Origin of the sequence: Pseudomonas sp. NBB, assembly GCF_032701105.1 — a bacterium.
Classification (GTDB): Bacteria; Pseudomonadota; Gammaproteobacteria; order Pseudomonadales; family Pseudomonadaceae; genus Aquipseudomonas; species Aquipseudomonas asiatica.
Genome location: NZ_CP103994.1, coordinates 5,964,083 through 5,982,804, shown reverse-complemented (window position 1 = coordinate 5,982,804; position 18,722 = coordinate 5,964,083). Strand labels below are relative to the sequence as shown.

General features: G+C 55.7%; 18 protein-coding genes. 11 read left to right on the top strand and 7 right to left on the bottom strand.

Annotated features, from left to right (window positions below; genetic code table 11):
- Positions 1 to 37 precede the first annotated feature (37 nt).
- From NY023_RS27560 to NY023_RS27525, 8 genes are all read left to right on the top strand, one after another.
- Complete coding sequence (locus NY023_RS27560) at positions 38 to 457, top strand: F0F1 ATP synthase subunit epsilon (protein WP_003260039.1); 420 nt, start codon at positions 38 to 40, stop codon at positions 455 to 457.
- Between the two features lie 121 nt (positions 458 to 578).
- Positions 579 to 1,946 carry a bifunctional UDP-N-acetylglucosamine diphosphorylase/glucosamine-1-phosphate N-acetyltransferase GlmU gene (gene glmU / locus NY023_RS27555; RefSeq protein ID WP_013974902.1) on the top strand — a complete coding sequence of 456 codons (1,368 nt, stop codon included), beginning with the start codon at positions 579 to 581 and terminating at the stop codon, positions 1,944 to 1,946.
- Between the two features lie 307 nt (positions 1,947 to 2,253).
- Positions 2,254 to 3,030: a DeoR/GlpR family DNA-binding transcription regulator gene (locus NY023_RS27550; protein ID WP_013974901.1), complete on the top strand. Its 777-nt coding sequence runs from the start codon at positions 2,254 to 2,256 to the stop codon at positions 3,028 to 3,030.
- A 3-nt stretch (positions 3,031 to 3,033) separates the two neighbouring features.
- On the top strand, positions 3,034 to 4,869 hold the full coding sequence (glmS, locus tag NY023_RS27545) for a glutamine--fructose-6-phosphate transaminase (isomerizing) (RefSeq protein ID WP_013974900.1): 1,836 nt from the start codon (positions 3,034 to 3,036) through the stop codon (positions 4,867 to 4,869).
- A 267-nt stretch (positions 4,870 to 5,136) separates the two neighbouring features.
- Entirely contained in the window at positions 5,137 to 6,036 is a 900-nt protein-coding gene (locus NY023_RS27540; RefSeq protein WP_049798467.1) for a TnsA endonuclease N-terminal domain-containing protein, read from the top strand.
- On the top strand, positions 6,029 to 8,197 hold the full coding sequence (locus tag NY023_RS27535; RefSeq protein ID WP_013974899.1) for a Mu transposase C-terminal domain-containing protein: 2,169 nt from the start codon (positions 6,029 to 6,031) through the stop codon (positions 8,195 to 8,197). Before NY023_RS27540 ends, NY023_RS27535 begins: the two co-directional genes overlap by 8 nt.
- Complete coding sequence (locus NY023_RS27530) at positions 8,194 to 9,642, top strand: ATP-binding protein (RefSeq protein ID WP_013974898.1); 1,449 nt, start codon at positions 8,194 to 8,196, stop codon at positions 9,640 to 9,642. The genes NY023_RS27535 and NY023_RS27530 overlap by 4 nt, the downstream gene beginning before the upstream one ends.
- Before the next feature lie 24 nt (positions 9,643 to 9,666).
- Positions 9,667 to 11,145, top strand: a complete 1,479-nt coding sequence (locus tag NY023_RS27525; RefSeq protein WP_013974897.1) for a TnsD family Tn7-like transposition protein — start codon at positions 9,667 to 9,669, stop codon at positions 11,143 to 11,145.
- On the opposite strand, the gene NY023_RS27520 is transcribed toward NY023_RS27525, so the two are convergent.
- Positions 11,117 to 12,040 carry a TniQ family protein gene (locus tag NY023_RS27520; protein WP_114167560.1) on the bottom strand — a complete coding sequence of 308 codons (924 nt, stop codon included), beginning with the start codon at positions 12,038 to 12,040 and terminating at the stop codon, positions 11,117 to 11,119. The genes NY023_RS27525 and NY023_RS27520 overlap by 29 nt on opposite strands.
- Positions 12,041 to 12,213: 173 nt before the next feature.
- On the opposite strand from NY023_RS27520, the gene NY023_RS27515 reads away from it, so the two are divergent.
- The 3 genes from NY023_RS27515 to NY023_RS27505 all read left to right on the top strand — a co-directional run bounded on the left by NY023_RS27515 (position 12,214) and on the right by NY023_RS27505 (position 13,486).
- Complete coding sequence (locus NY023_RS27515; RefSeq protein ID WP_044047197.1) at positions 12,214 to 12,684, top strand: antitoxin Xre/MbcA/ParS toxin-binding domain-containing protein; 471 nt, start codon at positions 12,214 to 12,216, stop codon at positions 12,682 to 12,684.
- A 143-nt stretch (positions 12,685 to 12,827) separates the two neighbouring features.
- Entirely contained in the window at positions 12,828 to 13,160 is a 333-nt protein-coding gene (locus NY023_RS27510; RefSeq protein ID WP_044047196.1) for a DUF2790 domain-containing protein, read from the top strand.
- A gap of 137 nt (positions 13,161 to 13,297) precedes the next feature.
- Positions 13,298 to 13,486 carry an AbrB/MazE/SpoVT family DNA-binding domain-containing protein gene (locus NY023_RS27505; RefSeq protein ID WP_044047195.1) on the top strand — a complete coding sequence of 63 codons (189 nt, stop codon included), beginning with the start codon at positions 13,298 to 13,300 and terminating at the stop codon, positions 13,484 to 13,486.
- A gap of 105 nt (positions 13,487 to 13,591) precedes the next feature.
- Here NY023_RS27505 and NY023_RS27500 read toward each other — a convergent pair whose 3' ends face one another.
- From NY023_RS27500 to NY023_RS27475, 6 genes are all read right to left on the bottom strand, one after another.
- The gene (locus NY023_RS27500; protein ID WP_044047194.1) at positions 13,592 to 14,047 is read right to left on the bottom strand and encodes a DUF411 domain-containing protein; all 456 of its coding nucleotides are present in this window, start codon (positions 14,045 to 14,047) and stop codon (positions 13,592 to 13,594) included.
- A complete protein-coding gene (locus NY023_RS27495) occupies positions 14,037 to 14,819 on the bottom strand; it encodes a c-type cytochrome (protein ID WP_013974894.1) in 783 nt (260 codons plus the stop codon). The genes NY023_RS27500 and NY023_RS27495 overlap by 11 nt, the downstream gene beginning before the upstream one ends.
- A 10-nt stretch (positions 14,820 to 14,829) precedes the next feature.
- The gene (locus tag NY023_RS27490) at positions 14,830 to 15,945 is read right to left on the bottom strand and encodes a copper resistance protein B (RefSeq protein WP_044047193.1); all 1,116 of its coding nucleotides are present in this window, start codon (positions 15,943 to 15,945) and stop codon (positions 14,830 to 14,832) included.
- The gene (locus tag NY023_RS27485; protein ID WP_013974892.1) at positions 15,935 to 16,282 is read right to left on the bottom strand and encodes a hypothetical protein; all 348 of its coding nucleotides are present in this window, start codon (positions 16,280 to 16,282) and stop codon (positions 15,935 to 15,937) included. The genes NY023_RS27490 and NY023_RS27485 overlap by 11 nt, the downstream gene beginning before the upstream one ends.
- Before the next feature lie 14 nt (positions 16,283 to 16,296).
- Positions 16,297 to 18,306, bottom strand: coding sequence for a copper resistance system multicopper oxidase (locus NY023_RS27480; RefSeq protein WP_044047191.1), 2,010 nt, complete (start codon positions 18,304 to 18,306; stop codon positions 16,297 to 16,299).
- Positions 18,307 to 18,487: 181 nt separating this feature from the next.
- Positions 18,488 to 18,694, bottom strand: coding sequence for a co-regulatory protein PtrA N-terminal domain-containing protein (locus NY023_RS27475; RefSeq protein ID WP_013974890.1), 207 nt, complete (start codon positions 18,692 to 18,694; stop codon positions 18,488 to 18,490).
- Between the last annotated feature and the right edge of the window lie 28 nt (positions 18,695 to 18,722).

Sequence of the window (18,722 nt, the reverse complement as noted above, 5' to 3'; positions counted from 1 at the left end):
CGCCCCGCAAGGGGCGCTATCAGGTTGAGGCAAGCAGATGGCTATGACAGTCCATTGCGATATCGTCAGCGCGGAAGGAGAGATCTTCTCCGGCCTGGTCGAGATGGTAGTTGCGCACGGTAACCTAGGTGATCTTGGTATCGCTCCGGGTCACGCGCCGCTGATCACCAATCTCAAGCCTGGTCCGATCACGCTGACCAAGCAGGGTGGCGCCCAAGAGGTGTTCTACATCTCTGGTGGTTTCCTCGAGGTTCAGCCGAACATGGTCAAGGTGCTTGCCGATACCGTGCAACGTGCTGCAGACCTGGATGAAGCTCAGGCTCAGGAAGCCCTCAAGGCTGCCGAGAACGCCCTGAATCTGAAAGGCGCGGACTTCGACTACGGCGCCGCCGCCGCACGTCTGGCCGAGGCCGCAGCTCAGCTGCGTACCGTCCAGCAAATGCGCAGAGGCAAGTAATCGGCCCTCGGCTGATAACTTCTGTTGCGATTGAGTAAAAGGGTAGCCTCGGCTACCCTTTTTCTTTTCTGATTTCTCCCCCCCGGTCATTTCACTGACCACCCAGGATTGGTAGCCAGTAATGTCACTCGATATCGTTATTCTCGCCGCCGGCCAAGGCACCCGCATGCGCTCGGCGCTGCCCAAGGTGCTGCACCCGGTTGCCGGCAACTCCATGCTCGGCCATGTTATCCACAGCGCGCGCCAGCTGCAGCCGCAAGGTATTCATGTGGTCATTGGCCATGGTGCCGAGCTGGTTCGCGAGCGCCTGGCCGCCGACGACCTGAACTTCGTCATGCAGGACAAGCAGCTGGGTACCGGCCATGCGGTTGCCCAGGCATTGCCGGCCTTGACCGCCGAAACCGTGCTGGTGCTGTACGGTGATGTGCCGTTGATTGAAGTGGAAACCCTGCAGCGTCTGCTGGCGAAGGCCAACGAGCAGCAGCTGGGCCTGCTCACGGTGACCCTCGACGACCCGACCGGCTATGGCCGCATCGTGCGTGACGAGCAGGGCAAGGTGACCGCCATCGTTGAGCACAAGGACGCCAACGATGAGCAGAAAGCAATCAAGGAAGGCAACACCGGTATTCTGGCCCTGCCAGCCGCGCGCCTGGCCGACTGGATGGGCCGCCTGTCGAACAACAACGCTCAGGGCGAGTATTACCTGACCGACGTCATCGCCATGGCTGTGGCCGATGGCCTGATGGTGGCTACTGAACAGCCGCACGACCCGATGGAAGTGCAGGGCGCCAACGACCGTCGCCAGCTGTCCGAACTGGAGCGCCACTACCAGTTGCGCGAAGGTCGTCGCCTGATGGCGCAGGGTGTGACCCTGCGCGACCCGGCGCGCTTCGATGTCCGCGGTGAAGTGACCGTTGGCCGTGACGTGCTGATCGATATCAACGTGATTCTCGAAGGCAAGGTGGTCATCGAGGACGATGTGCAGATCGGCCCGAACTGTGTGATCAAGAACACCACCCTGCGCAAAGGTGCAGTGGTCAAGGCCAACAGCCACCTCGAAGGTACCGTGATGGGCGAGGGCAGCGATGCCGGCCCGTTCGCCCGCCTGCGCCCGGGTAGCGTGCTGGACGCCAAGGCCCATGTGGGTAACTTCGTCGAACTGAAAAACGCCCACCTCGGGGAAGGCGCCAAGGCAGGTCACCTGACCTACCTGGGCGATGCCGAAATCGGTGCACGCACCAACATCGGCGCCGGCACCATCACTTGCAACTACGATGGCGCCAACAAGTTCAAGACCGTAATGGGCGAGGACGTGTTCATCGGCTCGAACAACTCGTTGGTAGCGCCTGTAGAAATCAAGGCTGGTGCGACCACTGCTGCCGGCTCGACCATCACCCAGACCGTGGAGGCAGGCGACCTGGCGGTGGCTCGTGCACGTCAGCGCAACATCTCGGGTTGGAAGCGTCCGGAGAAGATCAAGAAGAGCTGAGTTATACACAGCTGTTTCGATCGAAAGCCGACTTATGTGAATAAGTCGGCTTTTTTCTTGGTCGTTTGGTGTTACTTGTGGGAGCGGCCTTGTGTCGCGAAACGGCTGCGAAGCAGGCCCGGCAATATTCGCGTTACCTTTGAAATCATTGGGACCGCTTTGCGGCCCTTTCGCGACACAAGGCCGCTCCCACAAGGGCATGGCGAGTGCCGGGAGAATCTATCCACAGGGCAGTGACGACTTGACGAATCGCTCATCTTAGGTTTTGATTGCCATCATTATCTTTCGAATCGAAACTTAAGCGCTCATGTCGAAACGAAATACCCCGCAGCGGCGGCACAACATCCTGGCGTTGCTCAGCGAGCAGGGCGAGGTGAGTGTGGACGCGTTGGCCAAGCGTTTCGCTACCTCGGAGGTCACCATCCGCAAGGACCTCGCTGCCCTGGAAACCAATGGCCTGTTGCTACGACGTTATGGTGGCGCGGTCCCGGTGCCTCAAGAGCTGCTCGGTGAACCTACCCAGCCGGTGTCTTCCTATAAAAAGGCCATCGCCCGCGCTGCTGTGGCGCGTATCCGCGAACATGCGCGGATCATTATCGACAGCGGCAGCACCACGGCAGCCATGATCCCTGAACTGGGCCGCCATCCTGGCCTGGTGGTGATGACCAATTCGATGAACGTGGCCCGCGCCATCTGCGACCTTGAACACGAGCCGGTGCTGCTGATGACCGGTGGCACCTGGGACCCGCATTCCGAGTCGTTCCAGGGCCAGGTGGCTGAGCAGGTGCTGCGCTCCTACGATTTCGACCAACTGTTCATAGGCGCCGACGGTATCGACCTCGGCCGCGGCACCACCACCTTCAACGAACTTCTCGGCCTGAGCCGGGTCATGGCCGAAGTCGCCCGTGAAGTGATCGTGATGGTCGAATCGGACAAGGTAGGGCGCAAGATCCCCAACCTCGAGCTGCCCTGGGGCAGCGTGCACACCCTTATTACTGACGAACGCCTGCCCGCAGCGGCACGCGAACAAATTCAAGCCCGCGGCATCAACCTGATCTGCGCCGCGATCAGCCAGGAGCAATAAACCATGTGTGGAATCGTTGGTGCCGTCGCCGAGCGCAACATCACAGCCATCCTGATCGAAGGCCTCAAGCGTCTTGAGTACCGCGGGTACGACAGCGCCGGCCTGGCCGTCCTCACCCAGAACGGTGAACTGCAGCGCCGTCGCCGTATCGGCAAGGTCAGTGAACTGGAAGCCGCTGTTGCTGCCGAGCCACTGGCCGGCCAGCTGGGTATCGCCCACACTCGCTGGGCCACCCACGGTGCGCCGACCGAGGGCAACGCCCACCCGCACTTCTCGGGCAATGAAGTGGCCGTGGTGCACAACGGCATCATCGAGAACCACGAAGAACTGCGCGAAGAGCTGAAGGGCCTTGGCTATGTCTTCACTTCGCAGACCGATACCGAAGTCATCGTCCACCTGATCCACCACACCTTGAAGAGCATTCCGGACCTGACCGATGCCTTGAAGGCTGCGGTGAAGCGCCTGCATGGCGCTTATGGCCTGGCGCTGATCAGCGCCAAGCAGCCTGACCGCCTGGTAGCCGCACGTAGTGGCAGCCCGCTGGTCATCGGCCTGGGCCTGGGCGAGAACTTCCTGGCGTCCGACCAGCTGGCCCTGCGCCAGGTCACCGACCGCTTCATGTACCTGGAAGAAGGCGACATCGCCGAAATCCGCCGTGACCAGGTCTCCATCTGGGACCAGGATGGCCACAAGGTTCAGCGCGAAACCGTGCAGTACCACGAAGGTGCCGAAGCTGCCGACAAAGGTACCTACCGCCACTTCATGCTCAAGGAAATTCACGAGCAGCCAAGCGTGGTGCAGCGCACCCTGGAAGGCCGCCTGGGCAAAGACAATGTGATGGTCCAGGCCTTCGGTCCGCAGGCTGCGGAACTGTTCGCCAAGGTGCGCAACGTGCAGATCGTTGCCTGTGGTACCAGCTACCACGCCGGCATGGTCGCCCGTTACTGGCTGGAAAGTCTGGCCGGGATCCCGTGCCAGGTCGAAGTAGCCAGCGAGTTCCGTTACCGCAAGGTGGTGGTGCAGCCGGACACTCTGTTCGTCTCCATCTCGCAGTCTGGCGAAACCGCCGACACCCTGGCCGCACTGCGCAACGCCAAGGAGCTGGGCTTCCTCGGCAGCCTGGCGATCTGCAACGTCGGTATCAGCTCGCTGGTGCGTGAGTCGGACCTGACCCTGTTGACCCTGGCCGGCCCGGAAATCGGCGTGGCCTCGACCAAAGCCTTCACCACCCAACTGGTTTCGCTGATGCTGCTGACCCTGGCCCTGGGCCAGGTGCGCGGTACCCTGGAAGCCGGCGTTGAAGCCGAGCTGGTCGAAGAACTGCGCCGCCTGCCGGCCCGCCTGGGCGAAGCCCTGGCCATGGACGCCACCGTCGAGAAGATCGCCGAGCTGTTCGCCGACAAGCACCACACCCTGTTCCTCGGCCGTGGTGCGCAGTACCCGGTGGCGATGGAAGGTGCGCTCAAGCTCAAGGAAATCTCCTACATCCACGCCGAAGCCTACCCGGCAGGCGAGCTGAAGCACGGCCCGCTGGCGCTGGTGGACAACGACATGCCAGTGGTAACCGTTGCGCCGAACAACGAACTGCTGGAGAAGCTGAAGTCCAACCTGCAGGAAGTACGCGCCCGTGGTGGCGAGCTGGTAGTGTTTGCTGACGAGCAGGCTGGCATGACCAATGGCGAAGGTACCCACGTGATCAAGGTGCCGCACATCGCCGACGCCCTGGCGCCGATCCTGTATACCATCCCGCTGCAGCTGCTGTCTTACTACGTGGCCGTGCTCAAGGGCACCGACGTGGACCAGCCGCGTAACCTGGCCAAGTCGGTTACGGTCGAGTAAGCCAGAAGCCAGGGGCGCTTTGCTGTTTTTGAATAATAAAGGTTGTCACAAAACAATAAAGGTTGTCACAACGTAATAAAGGTTGTCACAAGGCAGGCTCTGACCGCACATCGGGCCGGAGCCAGGCCTTGGAGATTCGGGTGACAATCCTCTACCCAACGCTGTGACTGTTGTCCTGGCTTAGCCCGCTCTCTGGGGTGTCCCCTGTGCACGACACCTGTCCTCGTCCCGGTCGAGCGGGTCGCCCAATTTTGAGCGACTCGAACAATGGCATCCATGCCCATAGCTCCGGTCAAGGCTGCACATCGCAAGCTGATGACCCAGGCAAAAATAGATAAGAAAATTCAATCGGGTCGTGGGTGTGGAGTCAGAGATTCCTATAAGCCATGGATCAAAGTGTGGGAGATCAAATCAAAGGGTGTCTCTCATATGATCGCGGGAGTTAAAATTCACCGCACACACCACCTGCTGTCCAATGCAGAGCGAGATTACTTAACTGTACTTGAGCACGATGCCTCGATCATCGATATCCGAGAGCAGTATCCTCTGCTGACACAGGCTGAGACCCAAGCAATTGCCTCAAGTATTAACTGTCGCCACCCTGTATATCCTGGCACGCAAATACCTGTCGTTATGACGACGGACTTTCTCGTTACCTTCTTAGATTCCTCTGGCGAAACAAGGCTAGCTGCTCGATCAGTGAAATACCGAAAAGAGTTTGAGCAAGCTGATCTTCAGGCGCGTAATCGAATAGCAGAAAAGCTAGCCATCGAAGAAAAATACTGGGCAATGAGGGGGGTGGACTGGAAGCTGGTCCTGCATGAAAACCTCTCAAAGATAAAATTAGCGAACCTCAAGATTCTCAGGACATACGCCAGTATTCATCCCTCGTTACCGACGGAGAAGAACATCGGCAATTTGCTTGGATACATTGAGGAGGCAAAGACGGATCAAATACCGTTAAAAATTCTTTTGGATAAAGCGTCTCGTGACCTTTACATTGAATATATGGGGGTAAAGCGCCTCTTCCATCACCTGCTATGGAACGGTCGTTTAGAGTCAGATCTTACCTCGAAAATAATAAGCATGTCGCAGCCGTTGCACGTATGGCCGAATCAAAGGTCAGCGGCTTTGTCTCTGCCAAACGAGGTTTCCCATCATGCTTGATCTTAAAATCAACAGCATTGTCACTCCTGGCGAAGAACCTAGCCTACTAAAAAAAGCGGTTCGGATTTTAGGCATAGATGATGCTTCTGTAATTGTGATTGAGCTGAGTACGAATCCCAGCAAGCCGTGGCAGATCGAGCGGTCCGTTTTGATTGACGATATTGACGCAGGGCGCGCAATCTTAAGTCGAGAAATGGTGCCCTTACATCTGCTCAGAAGTGATGATGAAATTAGTGAAAATGAAAAATCGAGCCGAAATCGTAACTGGAGCCTTATAAGAGGGTTAGTAGAAGATCGCTCCGCCTTGGAAATTCTTGGACCGGGTTTTGGAAAGCTGGTTGCTAGGCATGCCCTAGAGGCAGGAGTAGAGCGTAAACAGATATACCGGCTTCTATACCGCTACTGGAGCATGGGGCAGACACCTAACGCGTTTCTATGGAACACTAGTGCTTGCGGTGGTCGGGGAAAGAAAAAGGATCGATCCTCAGGCATTATCCCCGGTAGGCCGCGTAAGTATCGTGGTGTCGTTGTCAATGATGGTGGTGCTATCACGCTCGAACCGCGCCATCTCTCTCATATCCGTTTGGCTTACGGGCGGGTTGCTAGCGGCAAATGCGGCACCCTGAAAGATGCACATAAGTGGATGTTAAACAAATTTTATAGAGAGACTCTGCCAGACGGCTCGAAAGGGAATATTGTACGCGGCAGTTACCCGACTACTACCCAGCTCAGATATCACGGTAAGCTTTTTTTCGATGATCTTTATAAACTTAAGGTGCGTGGCGGTTCTGTTCGATACAACAAAGATCATCGTGCTATCGTTGGCGCAGCTTCCCAAGGCCTGATGGGTGCGACCCATCGATATGAGATAGATTCCACCATCGCTGATGTATATTTAGTGCATCGCGTTAACAGGCTATGGCTCATAGGACGCCCCATACTTTATGTGGTCGTCGATACCTTTACTAGAATGATTGTAGGGATTCACGTGGGCCTTGAGGGTCCCAGTTGGAATGGGGCTCGACACGCGATATACAATGCTTGCACCCCAAAGGTCGATTTTTGCAAGCGATACAATGTTGAAATAGATGAGGCTGACTGGCCGTGCTCGCACTTGCCAGTCGAAATTGTTGCTGACCGGGCCGAACTTCTAAGTGAGGCTGGGGCAACGCTGTCGCAAAGCTTGGGACTAGCGGTGCAAATTTTGCCCCCCTTTAGGCCTGATTGGAAAGGGATCATCGAAAGCCGCTTCCGTCTGATCAATGAACACCTGGACTTGAAATTTGTTCCAGGCGGAGTAGATGCTCGTAAAATGGAGCGTGGTGATAGGGACTACCAACTCGATGCGATTTTGGATATCGACGAGTTCACAGAAATGGTTATTGTAGGGGTCTTGGCGCACAATAAGAGCCTACGCATACCACACCTATTAAGTCGCGAGATGATTGCCGACGGTATAGAAGCGACGCCTATAGCAGTTTGGAATTGGTCTAAAGCTAATAGTCCTATCAATTCTAAAGTGGTTTCTCCGGCTGAGTTGAAAATTGCTTTACTGCCCTCTCAAGAGTGTCGTATCAGTCGAGGCGGTATTGTTTTCCAAGGCGTCCAATATACATGTCAAACAGCCTTGCGTGAGGAGTGGTTGGAGCGCTCACACAATCTGCGGACGAAGTATGTTCGAGTATTCTACGATCCTAACTCTATTGAAAATTGTTGGATCAAGTCCGAAGCAGGTTTTGAGGCTTTAACTATTGTACCGCAGCAACGGCAGAAATATGGTGGACTCCGTATGGAGGAGGTTCTTGATATGGTCCATGTCTTGAACCAAGTATCGCCGGATGCCCGTTATGACAGTGACAATACTGCGGCGCTGGTAAGGGGGCGGCAAGAGGAAATCCTTGACCGGGCCAAAGCCAAACGTGCCGCACAGGGTGACCCGAAATCGAATGCAGATTTCAAGCGGGACAAACGTGCCAAGCGTGCGACCGAAGCTCAGACCGAGCGCGATTCCCATACCGCTGATCTGAATCAGCTACGCGTTGTGGATCACACGCCCCTTGCGGGAGAAAATTCTAGGCCAGTCACCGGCAGGCCCAGTTCCACAAGAAGCGCGGCGTTTCTGAAACTGGTAGTCAGCGAGGGTAGCGAGACAGAGACATGAACGATTTGACCTTCTCCCCCGCAGAATATATTCCTACAGGCATGCCTCAATATGATGGCAACCCGCTGATTGAATGCTTGCCTAGAATTCTCTCGGATGTTGATGTGGTGAGGCGTGTTGGGAACCTTCCGCCGAAGCCCGACGAGGCCGAACGAGCGTTGCCACCGAAGCTTCGCGGCCATGGGATCAACCGGCTCAAAGATGTTGTGGTTCCATTCGAAATCCACTTGCGCCTCGAAGACCTATTCAGCCAGCTGATCCGCTACGGCTATTCGGGCCGCAATCCGCTGTTGGCCTCATCTGTTAGGCATCGATTGCCTTCCTCAGCAGATGCCAAGCGCCATGGATTCATGTCCACCGCTGAGACGATGACCCTGATTGGCTTGAGTGGTATGGGCAAGACCACAGCGCTTAATTCCATAGCAAGGCTTTATCCGCAGGTGATCAGTCACAGCAGATATAAAGACGCGATTCTCATCGAAACCCAGGTTGTGTGGCTAAAGATTGAGTGCCCTCACGATGGCTCGTTGCGCGGTTTTTGCGCAGCATTCTTCTCTGCACTGGACGCTGCGTTAGGTGTCGAAAAATACTCTCGCAGGGGCGGTGCCGCCAACAGCATCAGCGTAATGCTCCAGCACATCAGTCAGCTGTGCAAAACCTTTTTTATCGGTGCTTTGATAATTGATGAAATGCAGCATCTTTGCTCGTCGCGAGGGGGGCAGGATCGGGAAAAGTTACTGAATTTCTTCGTAACTTTATCCAATGATGCGGGCGTTCCGCTTGTCTATGTAGGGACCAACGCAATGCTTCCGCTTTTTTCTGGTGTGTTGCGTAATGCCCGAAGAGCGGCGGGGATGGGACCAATCGCCTTTGACCGTTTCAGCGAAGACGATCCGTTTTGGCATCACTTGGTGTCCCAACTCTGGGCCTATGACTGGACGGAATCTTGCGCTCCCCTGACGAGTGACCTCCTGTCCAAGATCTATGATCTCACCCAGGGCAATACAGATTTCCTAGCGAAACTGCTTATGCTTGCGCAGCGTCATGTTATTTGGGAAGGAATCGACGCCATTACGCCAGCCGTGCTTCAGCAGGTGTATGACAATCAAATGAGGCTTTTGCACAAGCCCATCGAGGCCCTTCGAAGCGGTGATCCTCTTCAGATTGCTGATTTCGAGGACATGATGCCTACAAAAGACCAAATCGCTCAGATGATGAGCTACGACTTGGCTCGCCGGGCGGACCGGGCTCATCTTTCGCTACTTACACAGACCGCAATAGCACCTTCACCTCTAGCAAAGGAAAAATCGGTGCCGAAGGCTCCGAGTCGTACGGTCGTACCGGTTGCTGACGGCGCGTTAACTAACGTGCATTTTTCGAAGGACGAAGACCTTCAGGCTCAGCTCGAACAGCGCGGCTGGGTGGATAGGGATTCTTCCTGGTAATTTGACGCAGGGGAGCTCAGGGCAGTGGCTAACCTTCTGTTCTTCCCCCAGCCGTTTCCGGATGAGTCGCTCTATAGCCTGGCCGTGCGCTATCACAAGCTAGCAGCGAATCAGGGATACCGAGCGACCAGCCAAGAGCTGTTCGGTAGCTACTCGCGTACCTGCGGTTCCATCCTGCCGTGCTGCTTAGAGGCTCTGTCTGAACGTCTCAGAGGCGCCTTCTCTGTAGGAGAGCTGATCGAGCGCTTCACGCTTTTACCGCTTTTTCTGCCTTTTTTGGACGACGAGAAGGGCCGCGATGCTGCCGTTCTAATGGGAGGTAATCGAGGTACAGGCCTCAAGATGGCCTTGGGCATTACAGCATCGCGTTTCCTCCAACACGCCTCGTTTAGGTATTGCGAGAGCTGCGTCAGAGAGGACATTCTGGAGTGCGGCTCAGCTTATTGGCATCGTATTCACCAAGCATCGGGCACTTGCATTTGTCCACGCCACAGCGAAGTACTACAGGCGATTAGATTCCCCGGATGGTCAGATTGGCGTTGTATGTTGCTTCCGGGGGAATCTGCTGGAACGCCGGTTATGGACTGTGGTGACCACAGCGGGGCCGTTGCCATTGCCCACATGCAGCTGTGGGGGCTAGACCATCCCAATGAGATGAAAACGATTCTGGCTGGAAATTTGCTCAGGAACCGTTTGGACGAGATGGGTTTTATCAGGTCTGGACGAATTAGAGAGCAGATGCTGAGAGATTTTTTAACCAGGCGACTTCGGTGCAGTCCTAGCGCCGCCGAATTCGAAGAAATGGTTCGATCCGCTGAGTGGGTCTTTCAGATATTGCGGCGACAAGGTCGAACCGTGCAGCCTTTCAAGTTCTATTTTCTCTGCTGGCTCCTTGATCTAGAGCTGGAGCACCTGAAGACCTACCGTCTAGAGGACGTTAATCGCGCTGGTATTGTGGTCCGGCCTGATGAACCGAATAACCTCATCCCTGACGATGACCTTCACGCCCGGCGAATAGCGTTTGCGAAGAGTACGAATCTCAAATGTCATGACAAGCCGGGCTATCAGTGGTTGTACCGCCACGACAGGGAATGGTTGGCCCGTTATGTTGCTGGGAACCCCTACCACAGAGACCGAAGAATTTTGATCGATTGGCAATCCAGGGACTCGGCCCTTGCGTTGGAGCTCGCTAAAGCGAAGACGATGATTCTTTCTGTAGACGGAAAGCCTCAGCAGGTCACCCGCGCTGCTCTATGTAGGCGTGTCCTAAACGCTCATGCTTTCCTCAAGATGCCGGACCACTTTCCGATGAGCACTAGGTTGATGGCGGGTTTACTTGAGTCTACTCATGACCATCAGCTACGTAAAATCCGGTGGGCAATTCGAGAATACTCGCTGACTGAAAACTGTGCGATGAGTGTTTTATACCGTTATGCAGGAATAAGAATATCTCGCGTATCCGAAGATGAAGTCTTTACGCAGATACGTGACGATATGGATTAGTTTTCATGGCTTCGTGCAAAAGTTTATTGAATATGACTGTTTTCTTCTCCCGCAGCACGTCTTGCTCATCCTTATTATTTAGCAAGTTGAAATAATTTTCAGCGGTGTGGCATCCAAGAAACACATAGATAGGATATTTGTCGCTGGTAGAGATACTGACATGGGTGAGTCTCGAAGTTATGCCCATTTCTTCGTTGATCAGTTTGGAAATATTCAGCTGGGTTTTTTCGAATGCGCTAGTTCGATTTATCATGAGGCTTGCATATGCGACAAAGTCTGCCATTCCATCCTTGATCATAGGGCCGCTATAGTCCAAAAGGTCTGCGACAAATTTGGCATACATATGACGGTTTGATCCGAATTCTCGCTTTTGACGTTTTGACCATGTGTTAAGCTTGCTGCACTTGGCTAGGTGATTAATCTCGTGCTTTTTCATTGGTATTGAGCAGGTCGGACATGTCTCGATTAGAGCGCAGGCATGAGTACTGCACACCTGTACGGAACCCAATACGTGCCTGCGATGAATATAGGGGCTTCCGCAATTATCCAAGTCTTCGCGAACACAATCTGGACAAACCTTTTCCCAAGTTTTCGGTGTGACGATTGCGGTCGCTCGATGACGCCCGAGGGCAGCTATCATAGGATACAAAGTGTGATCGCTTAAGGCTAGGTCCGAAATCTTGTGCTCGTCTAGCAGCTTTGGGTAATAGAATTCTTGATGCGGCCGCCACTCTGTTTGCAACTTCCCCAAAGTCTTATTAATTCCGAACCCAATACGAGGTTTCGCTTTTATATAGAAATCTTCAGTTTTCAACGATTTAATGCCTAGGAGCTCATTGCCGCGCTTAAGCGCAGATGCGATATATTCTCCAGGTAATGGTGTGAAAATTTTCATGCAATGATGTTCTGGAAGACGAGTGGTATGGCATTTTAGTTAGAAGACACCGGTACTGCATACACATTAGTGATCGTTTTGGGCTAAGGTGTGAAGGTTAAAGGGCGTCGGGCGTGCTTGGGAATCAAATTCGATCTAGTCTGACAGCCAACGCACAAGAGGAGGTCGATGCAATGAATCCTACAAGCACGCCCCCACCTGTTGAATCGCAGGCTTTTGCACCAACGTTCCACTTGGTTCATACCGACCTTGATGAGTTGAGCCAGCTGGAGCTCCTGCGTCTTGTCCAAACAGGATTTTTTTTCAGCGACGTGAAATGCATGGTCGAGTCCTCAAGCCTATTCAAGGCTCGTAACCTCGTCAGGCGAATCACAGGAATATCGACCAGAAGCGTTCACCGTCTGAGCCATTCCGTTCAGGCCCATCGCCTGGATGCCCAGCAGAGCGCGGTGGCGTTTCAATATGCGAAAGGACTGGAGCTTGCGTCGAAGGTATTTGGCTCTCAGATGCTCGCGGAGCAGTGGCTTTGTCGGCCGTGCGGCCGTTTGATGGGGTTTGTACCCTTCGAGATGCTCGACACGTCGCTCGGATTCAGCGTGGTAGCGGACTATCTTGAGCGTCTTCGCCTGGGTGTCTATCAGTAGTGTGCCTGAGGGGAATTGGTATGCCGTGTAGACGCAACGCTACCTCCATCTGCAAGCCGGACTTACAACCTTGTAATCCCCGTATCACTCAATTGACAGCGACAAAATCCTAATCTTCAGTCACGTCTATTGGAGTGATTGAAATGAAAGTCATCAAAAGCATCGCGGCCATCCTGGCCATAGTGGCCTCCTCAACCGCGCTCGCCGAAGGAGGATCCGACCGTCTATACGGGAAGATGATTCAGGCCAATGAGCAAGCTATGCGAGCTTATGCGGCCGTCAATGATATGAAGCCACCGGAGGTGATCCATTATCGCTACGGGATGCGGCTCGACGTGGCGAGAGTAATCAGCATGACATCGACCAAGGCGAGCTGTGACGTGATGCCAGCACAGATGAACTACGAGGATTCCAATGGAGACCTGAAAATCCTTGAGTACCGGACCGCTGGTATCGGTTGCCGGGGCCAGAACTGAGCACTGATCGAGCGGGCAGGACTTACGCTGATAAAAAGCCGGGTTGAAGCGTCAATTCCGGCGATTGATCGCCTGGTTACCGGCTTTCATGACTGGTGGAGTACGATGAGAATTGGTAGCTCAGGCAGGACAGCCCAATGACTCAATCAGCGCGCACCACGGTCAAGTGCCTTGATCCCGGCGACGGCTCCGGCGATGTGATTGTGGAACTACCCGACGACATTCTGAGCGAGCTCGGGGTCACGACGGGCGACAGACTCTCCATCGAGCTTATCAACGGCGATATCGTACTCAAGCCAGTCCGCGAGCGCCGTGAATCTGATTAGCTACGCTTTGCAGGCCCTCTGTGTCGTCGTGTTGAGCTGATGAAACTTTCTAGCGGGGATTTATGGGACGGCAGTCAGCCTACTGCCGTCCTTCTGGTCGGTGGGTTATTTGGCTGGATAGTTGGCGACTACTTGGTCCTCGCCGCTTTTGGTCAAACCAATAACCTGGTAGGCATGGCTTACACCATCAACCTCCATGCCTGGGGATCCAGCTGGCATTCCTGGCACGGCGATCCCTACCAGATCGTTCCGCTCCTTGAGTTCTCGAATCTGCTCAGCTGGCACGTGACCTTCAACAAACTTTCCGTCAATCACGGCTGTGTGGCAGGAGGCTAACCGTGGCGCTACGCCCAGCTTCTGTTTCACTGCGCTCATGTCCGTCTCAACATGGTCGGTCACTTTGAAACCATTGGCTTCCAGGTGCGCGATCCACTTCTTGCAGCAACCGCAGTTCGCATCTCGGTGAACGTCGATGGACAATGACTCTGCGGCGTAGGCCGCCGAGGCCACCAGCAGCCCAGCGATTGCGGCTAGCCGAACGAGTATCCGGTTAGTTGGCATGAGTGTGCTCCTTACCGTCTTTGTGAACATGCGTCTTTGTCGACGATTTCGGGTGGGCGTCCGAATGGGCTTCGGCCGCATTGTGGTCACCGTGATGATCTGCCGCTTGGGCGGCGCCTGCGGGTGCAGCTCCATGGTCGTGAGCTGTCTGAGCATGGTCGTCATCTGCCGCTTCGTCGTGATCGCCACGCTCGGCATGACCGCTCCCGCCGTGCTGGCCCTCATGATTATGCATATCGCTTTCACCGCCGCCGTGCTGATGGCCGCCGCTCGTGGCCACCAACGCCTTGTACTGCTCAGAATTCATTTGGGGCAGTTGGTCAAGGAACGCGACTATTCCCCAGATGTACTCATCACCCATGCTCTTGCCCCAGGCGGGCATGCCGGTGGCTTTGATGCCGTGCTTGATCGTCCAGAATGCGGCAGCCGGATCGTCTCCGACACCCACCTTGGTGAGGTCAGGTGGCGACGGGTATAGCGCTTGGCTGAGTTCTGTCTTTCCAACGCCAGGGGCGAGGTGGCACCCAATGCACATGGCGTTGTAGTTGCCTGCGCCTGCCTTGATCAACGCAGCGTTCTTCAGGTCAGGCACTTCAATGTCTCGCGCTCGAACCTCAATCGACCGGTCGCGAGCCATGGCGAGAAACGAATGGACAGCCGGGAAGTGAGGATCATCGGCGCCGACATTCACCAAGCCGAAATACGCGGTGCCCAATACCGCAGCACTTCCGACAGCACCGGCCACAAGCAGCGTTGTAATTGTTCTTTTCATGTTGGAATTCTCAGAACCACATCCTGATACCGGCAACGAAGCGTGCCTCATCAACATCTCCACCCTCGTCTCGGATGAAGTCAGCGGTGTTGCCGTAGGAGCGGCTCCAGGTAACGCCTATGTACGGGGCAAACTGGCGGACGATTTCATACCGTAGACGCAGCCCGACTTCGGTATTGGCCAGACCCGATCCAACACCGCGCTCAGGATCGTTCTTGCCATAGAAGTTCGCCTCAGCCGTGGGCTGCAAAATCAAGCGATTGGTCAGCAGGATGTCGTATTCGCCTTCAAGACGCGCAGCAGTCTGGCCGTTTTCGCCGATGAACGCCGTAGCTTCGGCCTCGAAGTCATACAAGGCCATGCCCTGAATACCAAAGGCTGCCCAGGTCTGCGGTGATTCCGGTTTGAAATCCTGACGGACCCCGGCGACCACGTCCCACCAAGGACTGACCGAGCGCCCGTATAGCAGTTGCAGCTCAGCATCTTCGGTTACCCCGTTGGTGCGCTCGCCTTCCGACCGAACCCAGAGTCGATTGATGTCGCTACCTACCCAGCCAGATGCATCCCAAGCCAGGGTGCTGCCCTCATCGGCGTCCTGGTATTCGAGCTGGTCCAACAGAAAGAAGCTGTTGATTCCGCTGTCGTGCACCTGGTGGCCACCCAAAGGCGGAAAGGCTGCCTCGCGGTCGGCATCAGTGAGCACTGGAATCGGCGTGCGGCTCGTTGTGGTCGGAGAAGTCGCTGAACCAGGATTCATCTGGGAATGGTCCATGCCCTTCATCGAACCGTGATCCATGCCCTTCATGTTTCCATGGCCCATTTTGCTGTGGTCCATCTTGCTATGGTCCACCGGGCTGGATTTGCTCTGGCTTTGAGCATGCCCCATCTGGCTGTGATCAACAGGGGCAGGCTGTTTCTGCTGTTTGCTCATCCCCATCTTGCTGTGATCCATCGCCGGCATCGATTCGGACGGAGCAGCATCCATTTGCATGGAACCGTGCCCCATTTTCGAATGATCCATGCCCGAGTGATCCATTTCTTCAGCGGCGAAGCTGGGCGTTACGCCCAGCATGCCGATTGAAACAGTCAGGGCCAGCAGCGAAGGCCGCCCAAGGCTATTGACCATCTTTCCCTGCCTTAGCTTTGTCGCTGCCATGCGATTCCATCATTTTGTCGTGGTCCATGCCTTCCATCGAGCCATGGTCCATCCCCTTCATCGAGCCATGGTCCATCCCCTTCATCGAGCCGTGGTCCATACCTTCCATGGACCCATGGTCCATGCCTTCATGGTTCATGCCCTGGCCCTGCTTGTCCTGCGAACCTTTGGCTTTACCGGCCTCGGTGGATTTCTGGGAATGCTGATCGTGGTTGTCGCTAGACCACGACGACGGGGCATAAACAGCCAACATGCCGACCATCGCAGCAGAGAGGAAAAAGGCGCTTCGTTTCATTGGTTTGCTCATCTCAAATCTCCAGTTCATTCGTCCACACGGACTTCTCGGAACATGCCCATTTCCATGTGGAACAGTAGGTGACAGTGATAGGCCCAACGTCCCAAGGCATCTGCGGTGACGCGATAGCTTCGTTTTGAGCCAGGTGGCATGTCGATGGTGTGCTTGCGAACCATGAAGTTGCCGTTCTCGTCCTCCAGATCACTCCACATACCGTGGAGATGGATGGGGTGAGTCATCATGGTGTCGTTGACCAAGGTGATGCGAAGACGCTCGCCATATTTCAACCGCAGCGGTTCAGCGTCGGAGAATTTGATACCGTCGAACGACCATGCGAACTTCTCCATTTGGCCGGTAAGGTGCAGTTCGATTGTGCGTCCAGGCTCTCGACCATCGGGATCGATGAAGGTGCTCCGCAAATCGGCGTAGGTCAGCACTCGGCGCCCGTTGTTGCGCAGGCCAATTCCCGGATCGTTCAGCTTCGGGGTCGGCGACATGGTCTGCATATCGACCAACGGGTTGTTGGTCTCGGAAGTCGGATGGCTCTGCATTGCACCGCTCATGCCGGCCATGCCCTCATGACCCATCCCAGCCATCTTGCTGTGATCCATGCCGGCCATGTTGCCGTGGTCCATTCCAGCCATCTTGCTGTGGTCCATGCCGGCCGTGCTGCCATGGTCCATTCCAGCCATCTTGCTGTGGTCCATGCCGGCCATGTTGCCATGGTCCATTCCAGCCATCTTGCTGTGGTCCATGCCGGCCATGTTGCCGTGATCCATTCCAGCCATCTTGCTGTGGTCCATGCCGGCCATGCTGCCATGGTCCATCCCAGCCATCTTGCTGTGATCCATGCCGGCCATGTTCCCTTGGTCCATGCCAGCCATGCCGCCGTGATCCATTCCGCCCATGCTGCCGTGGTCCATGCCCATATCGCTCATGGCGATGATCGGGCGTGGATCTACCTCCGGTACGGGCGCTTGCAAGTCTTCACGAACTGCCAGGGTGCCTCGGGAGTACCCGGTACGGTCCATGGATTGCGCGAAGATCGTATAGGCCTGCTCGTTTTCAGGTTCGACGATGACATCGTAGGTTTCGGCAACGGCGATCCGGAACTCATCGACCGATACGGGTTTGACGTACTGGCCGTCAGCAGCCACAACCGTCATCTTGAGCCCAGGAATCCGGACATCGAAATAGGTCATGGCCGAGCCGTTGATAAAGCGCAGGCGGATCTTCTCGCCGGGCTTGAAGAGTCCCGTCCAGTTGCCGTTCGGAGCCTGGCCGTTCATGAGGTAGGTGTAGGTATACCCGCTCACGTCAGCGAGGTCGGTGGGGCTCATCTTCATTTCAGCCCACATCTTCCGATCCGCTACAGCGGCCGACCAGCCTTTCTCGCTCACATCGTCAACGAAGTCGCTTACAGTGCGCTTGTGGAAGTTGTAGTAGTCAGATTGCTTCTTGAGTTTGGAGAGCACCCGCGCCGGGTCTTCATCCGTCCAATCGCTGAGCATGACGACGTAATCACGGTCGTACACAAACGGCTCCGGATCCTTGGCATCGATCACCAACGCCCCATAGACCCCGGACTGTTCCTGGAGGCCTGAGTGGCTGTGATACCAGTAAGTGCCGTTCTGGTGGACCTTGAACTTGTATTCGTACATGCCATCGGGAGCGATGCCGTGGAAGCTCAAGCCCGGCACACCGTCCATGTTGGCGGGCAGGATGATGCCGTGCCAGTGAATGGAGGTGTCCTGTTTCAGCCGGTTGCGTACGCGCAGCGTCACGGTGTCGCCTTCGCGCCATCGCAGGATCGGCCCTGGCACGGAGCCGTTGATGGCCATGGCCGTACGAGCTGCACCCGTGATGTTGACGGGCAGTTCGCCGATATACAGATCGAAGTCCGTGCCGCTGAGCACGTTCGGTTGGCCAGGGCTGGTCACGGCCCAGACCGGCGCGCGCCACATGCCGAGCCCACCCAGAAGTCCGGTAGCGGCCAGGCCTTTGACGAAAGATCGTCTCGTGGTTTTGCTTTGCATGCCGTTGCGTCCAGTCAGGTAGATCGCTGATATCCAGGCTGCTAGATGGTGCAGCCCTTGGGTTCATTGGAGCTCTCACCAGTCTCGTAGACTTTCGCCACTACGCGAGGCTGATGAGAGGCCGTACTCTGAAACAGCCATAGTTCAGATTCCGGGATGATTACTTTTCTGTAAGCTAGGATCAGCAGCTTTCGTGGCCCGCGTGCTTGCTGGACTGGGCGGCGAATGGCGCCTGCTCTTTCTTCCCCTGCGCAACCTGGGAGGCCTGCATGGAGCTTTGGAGAGCCGCTTCCATCCGTGCAAAGGTCCGGTCCGCGCCGCCCTCTGCCAGGGCAATGCCTGCCATGCCGAAGGTAACGACCATCACAATTGCTTTGACCATGTTCATCTGGAGATCCTCAGTGGGTTCTGCGCCT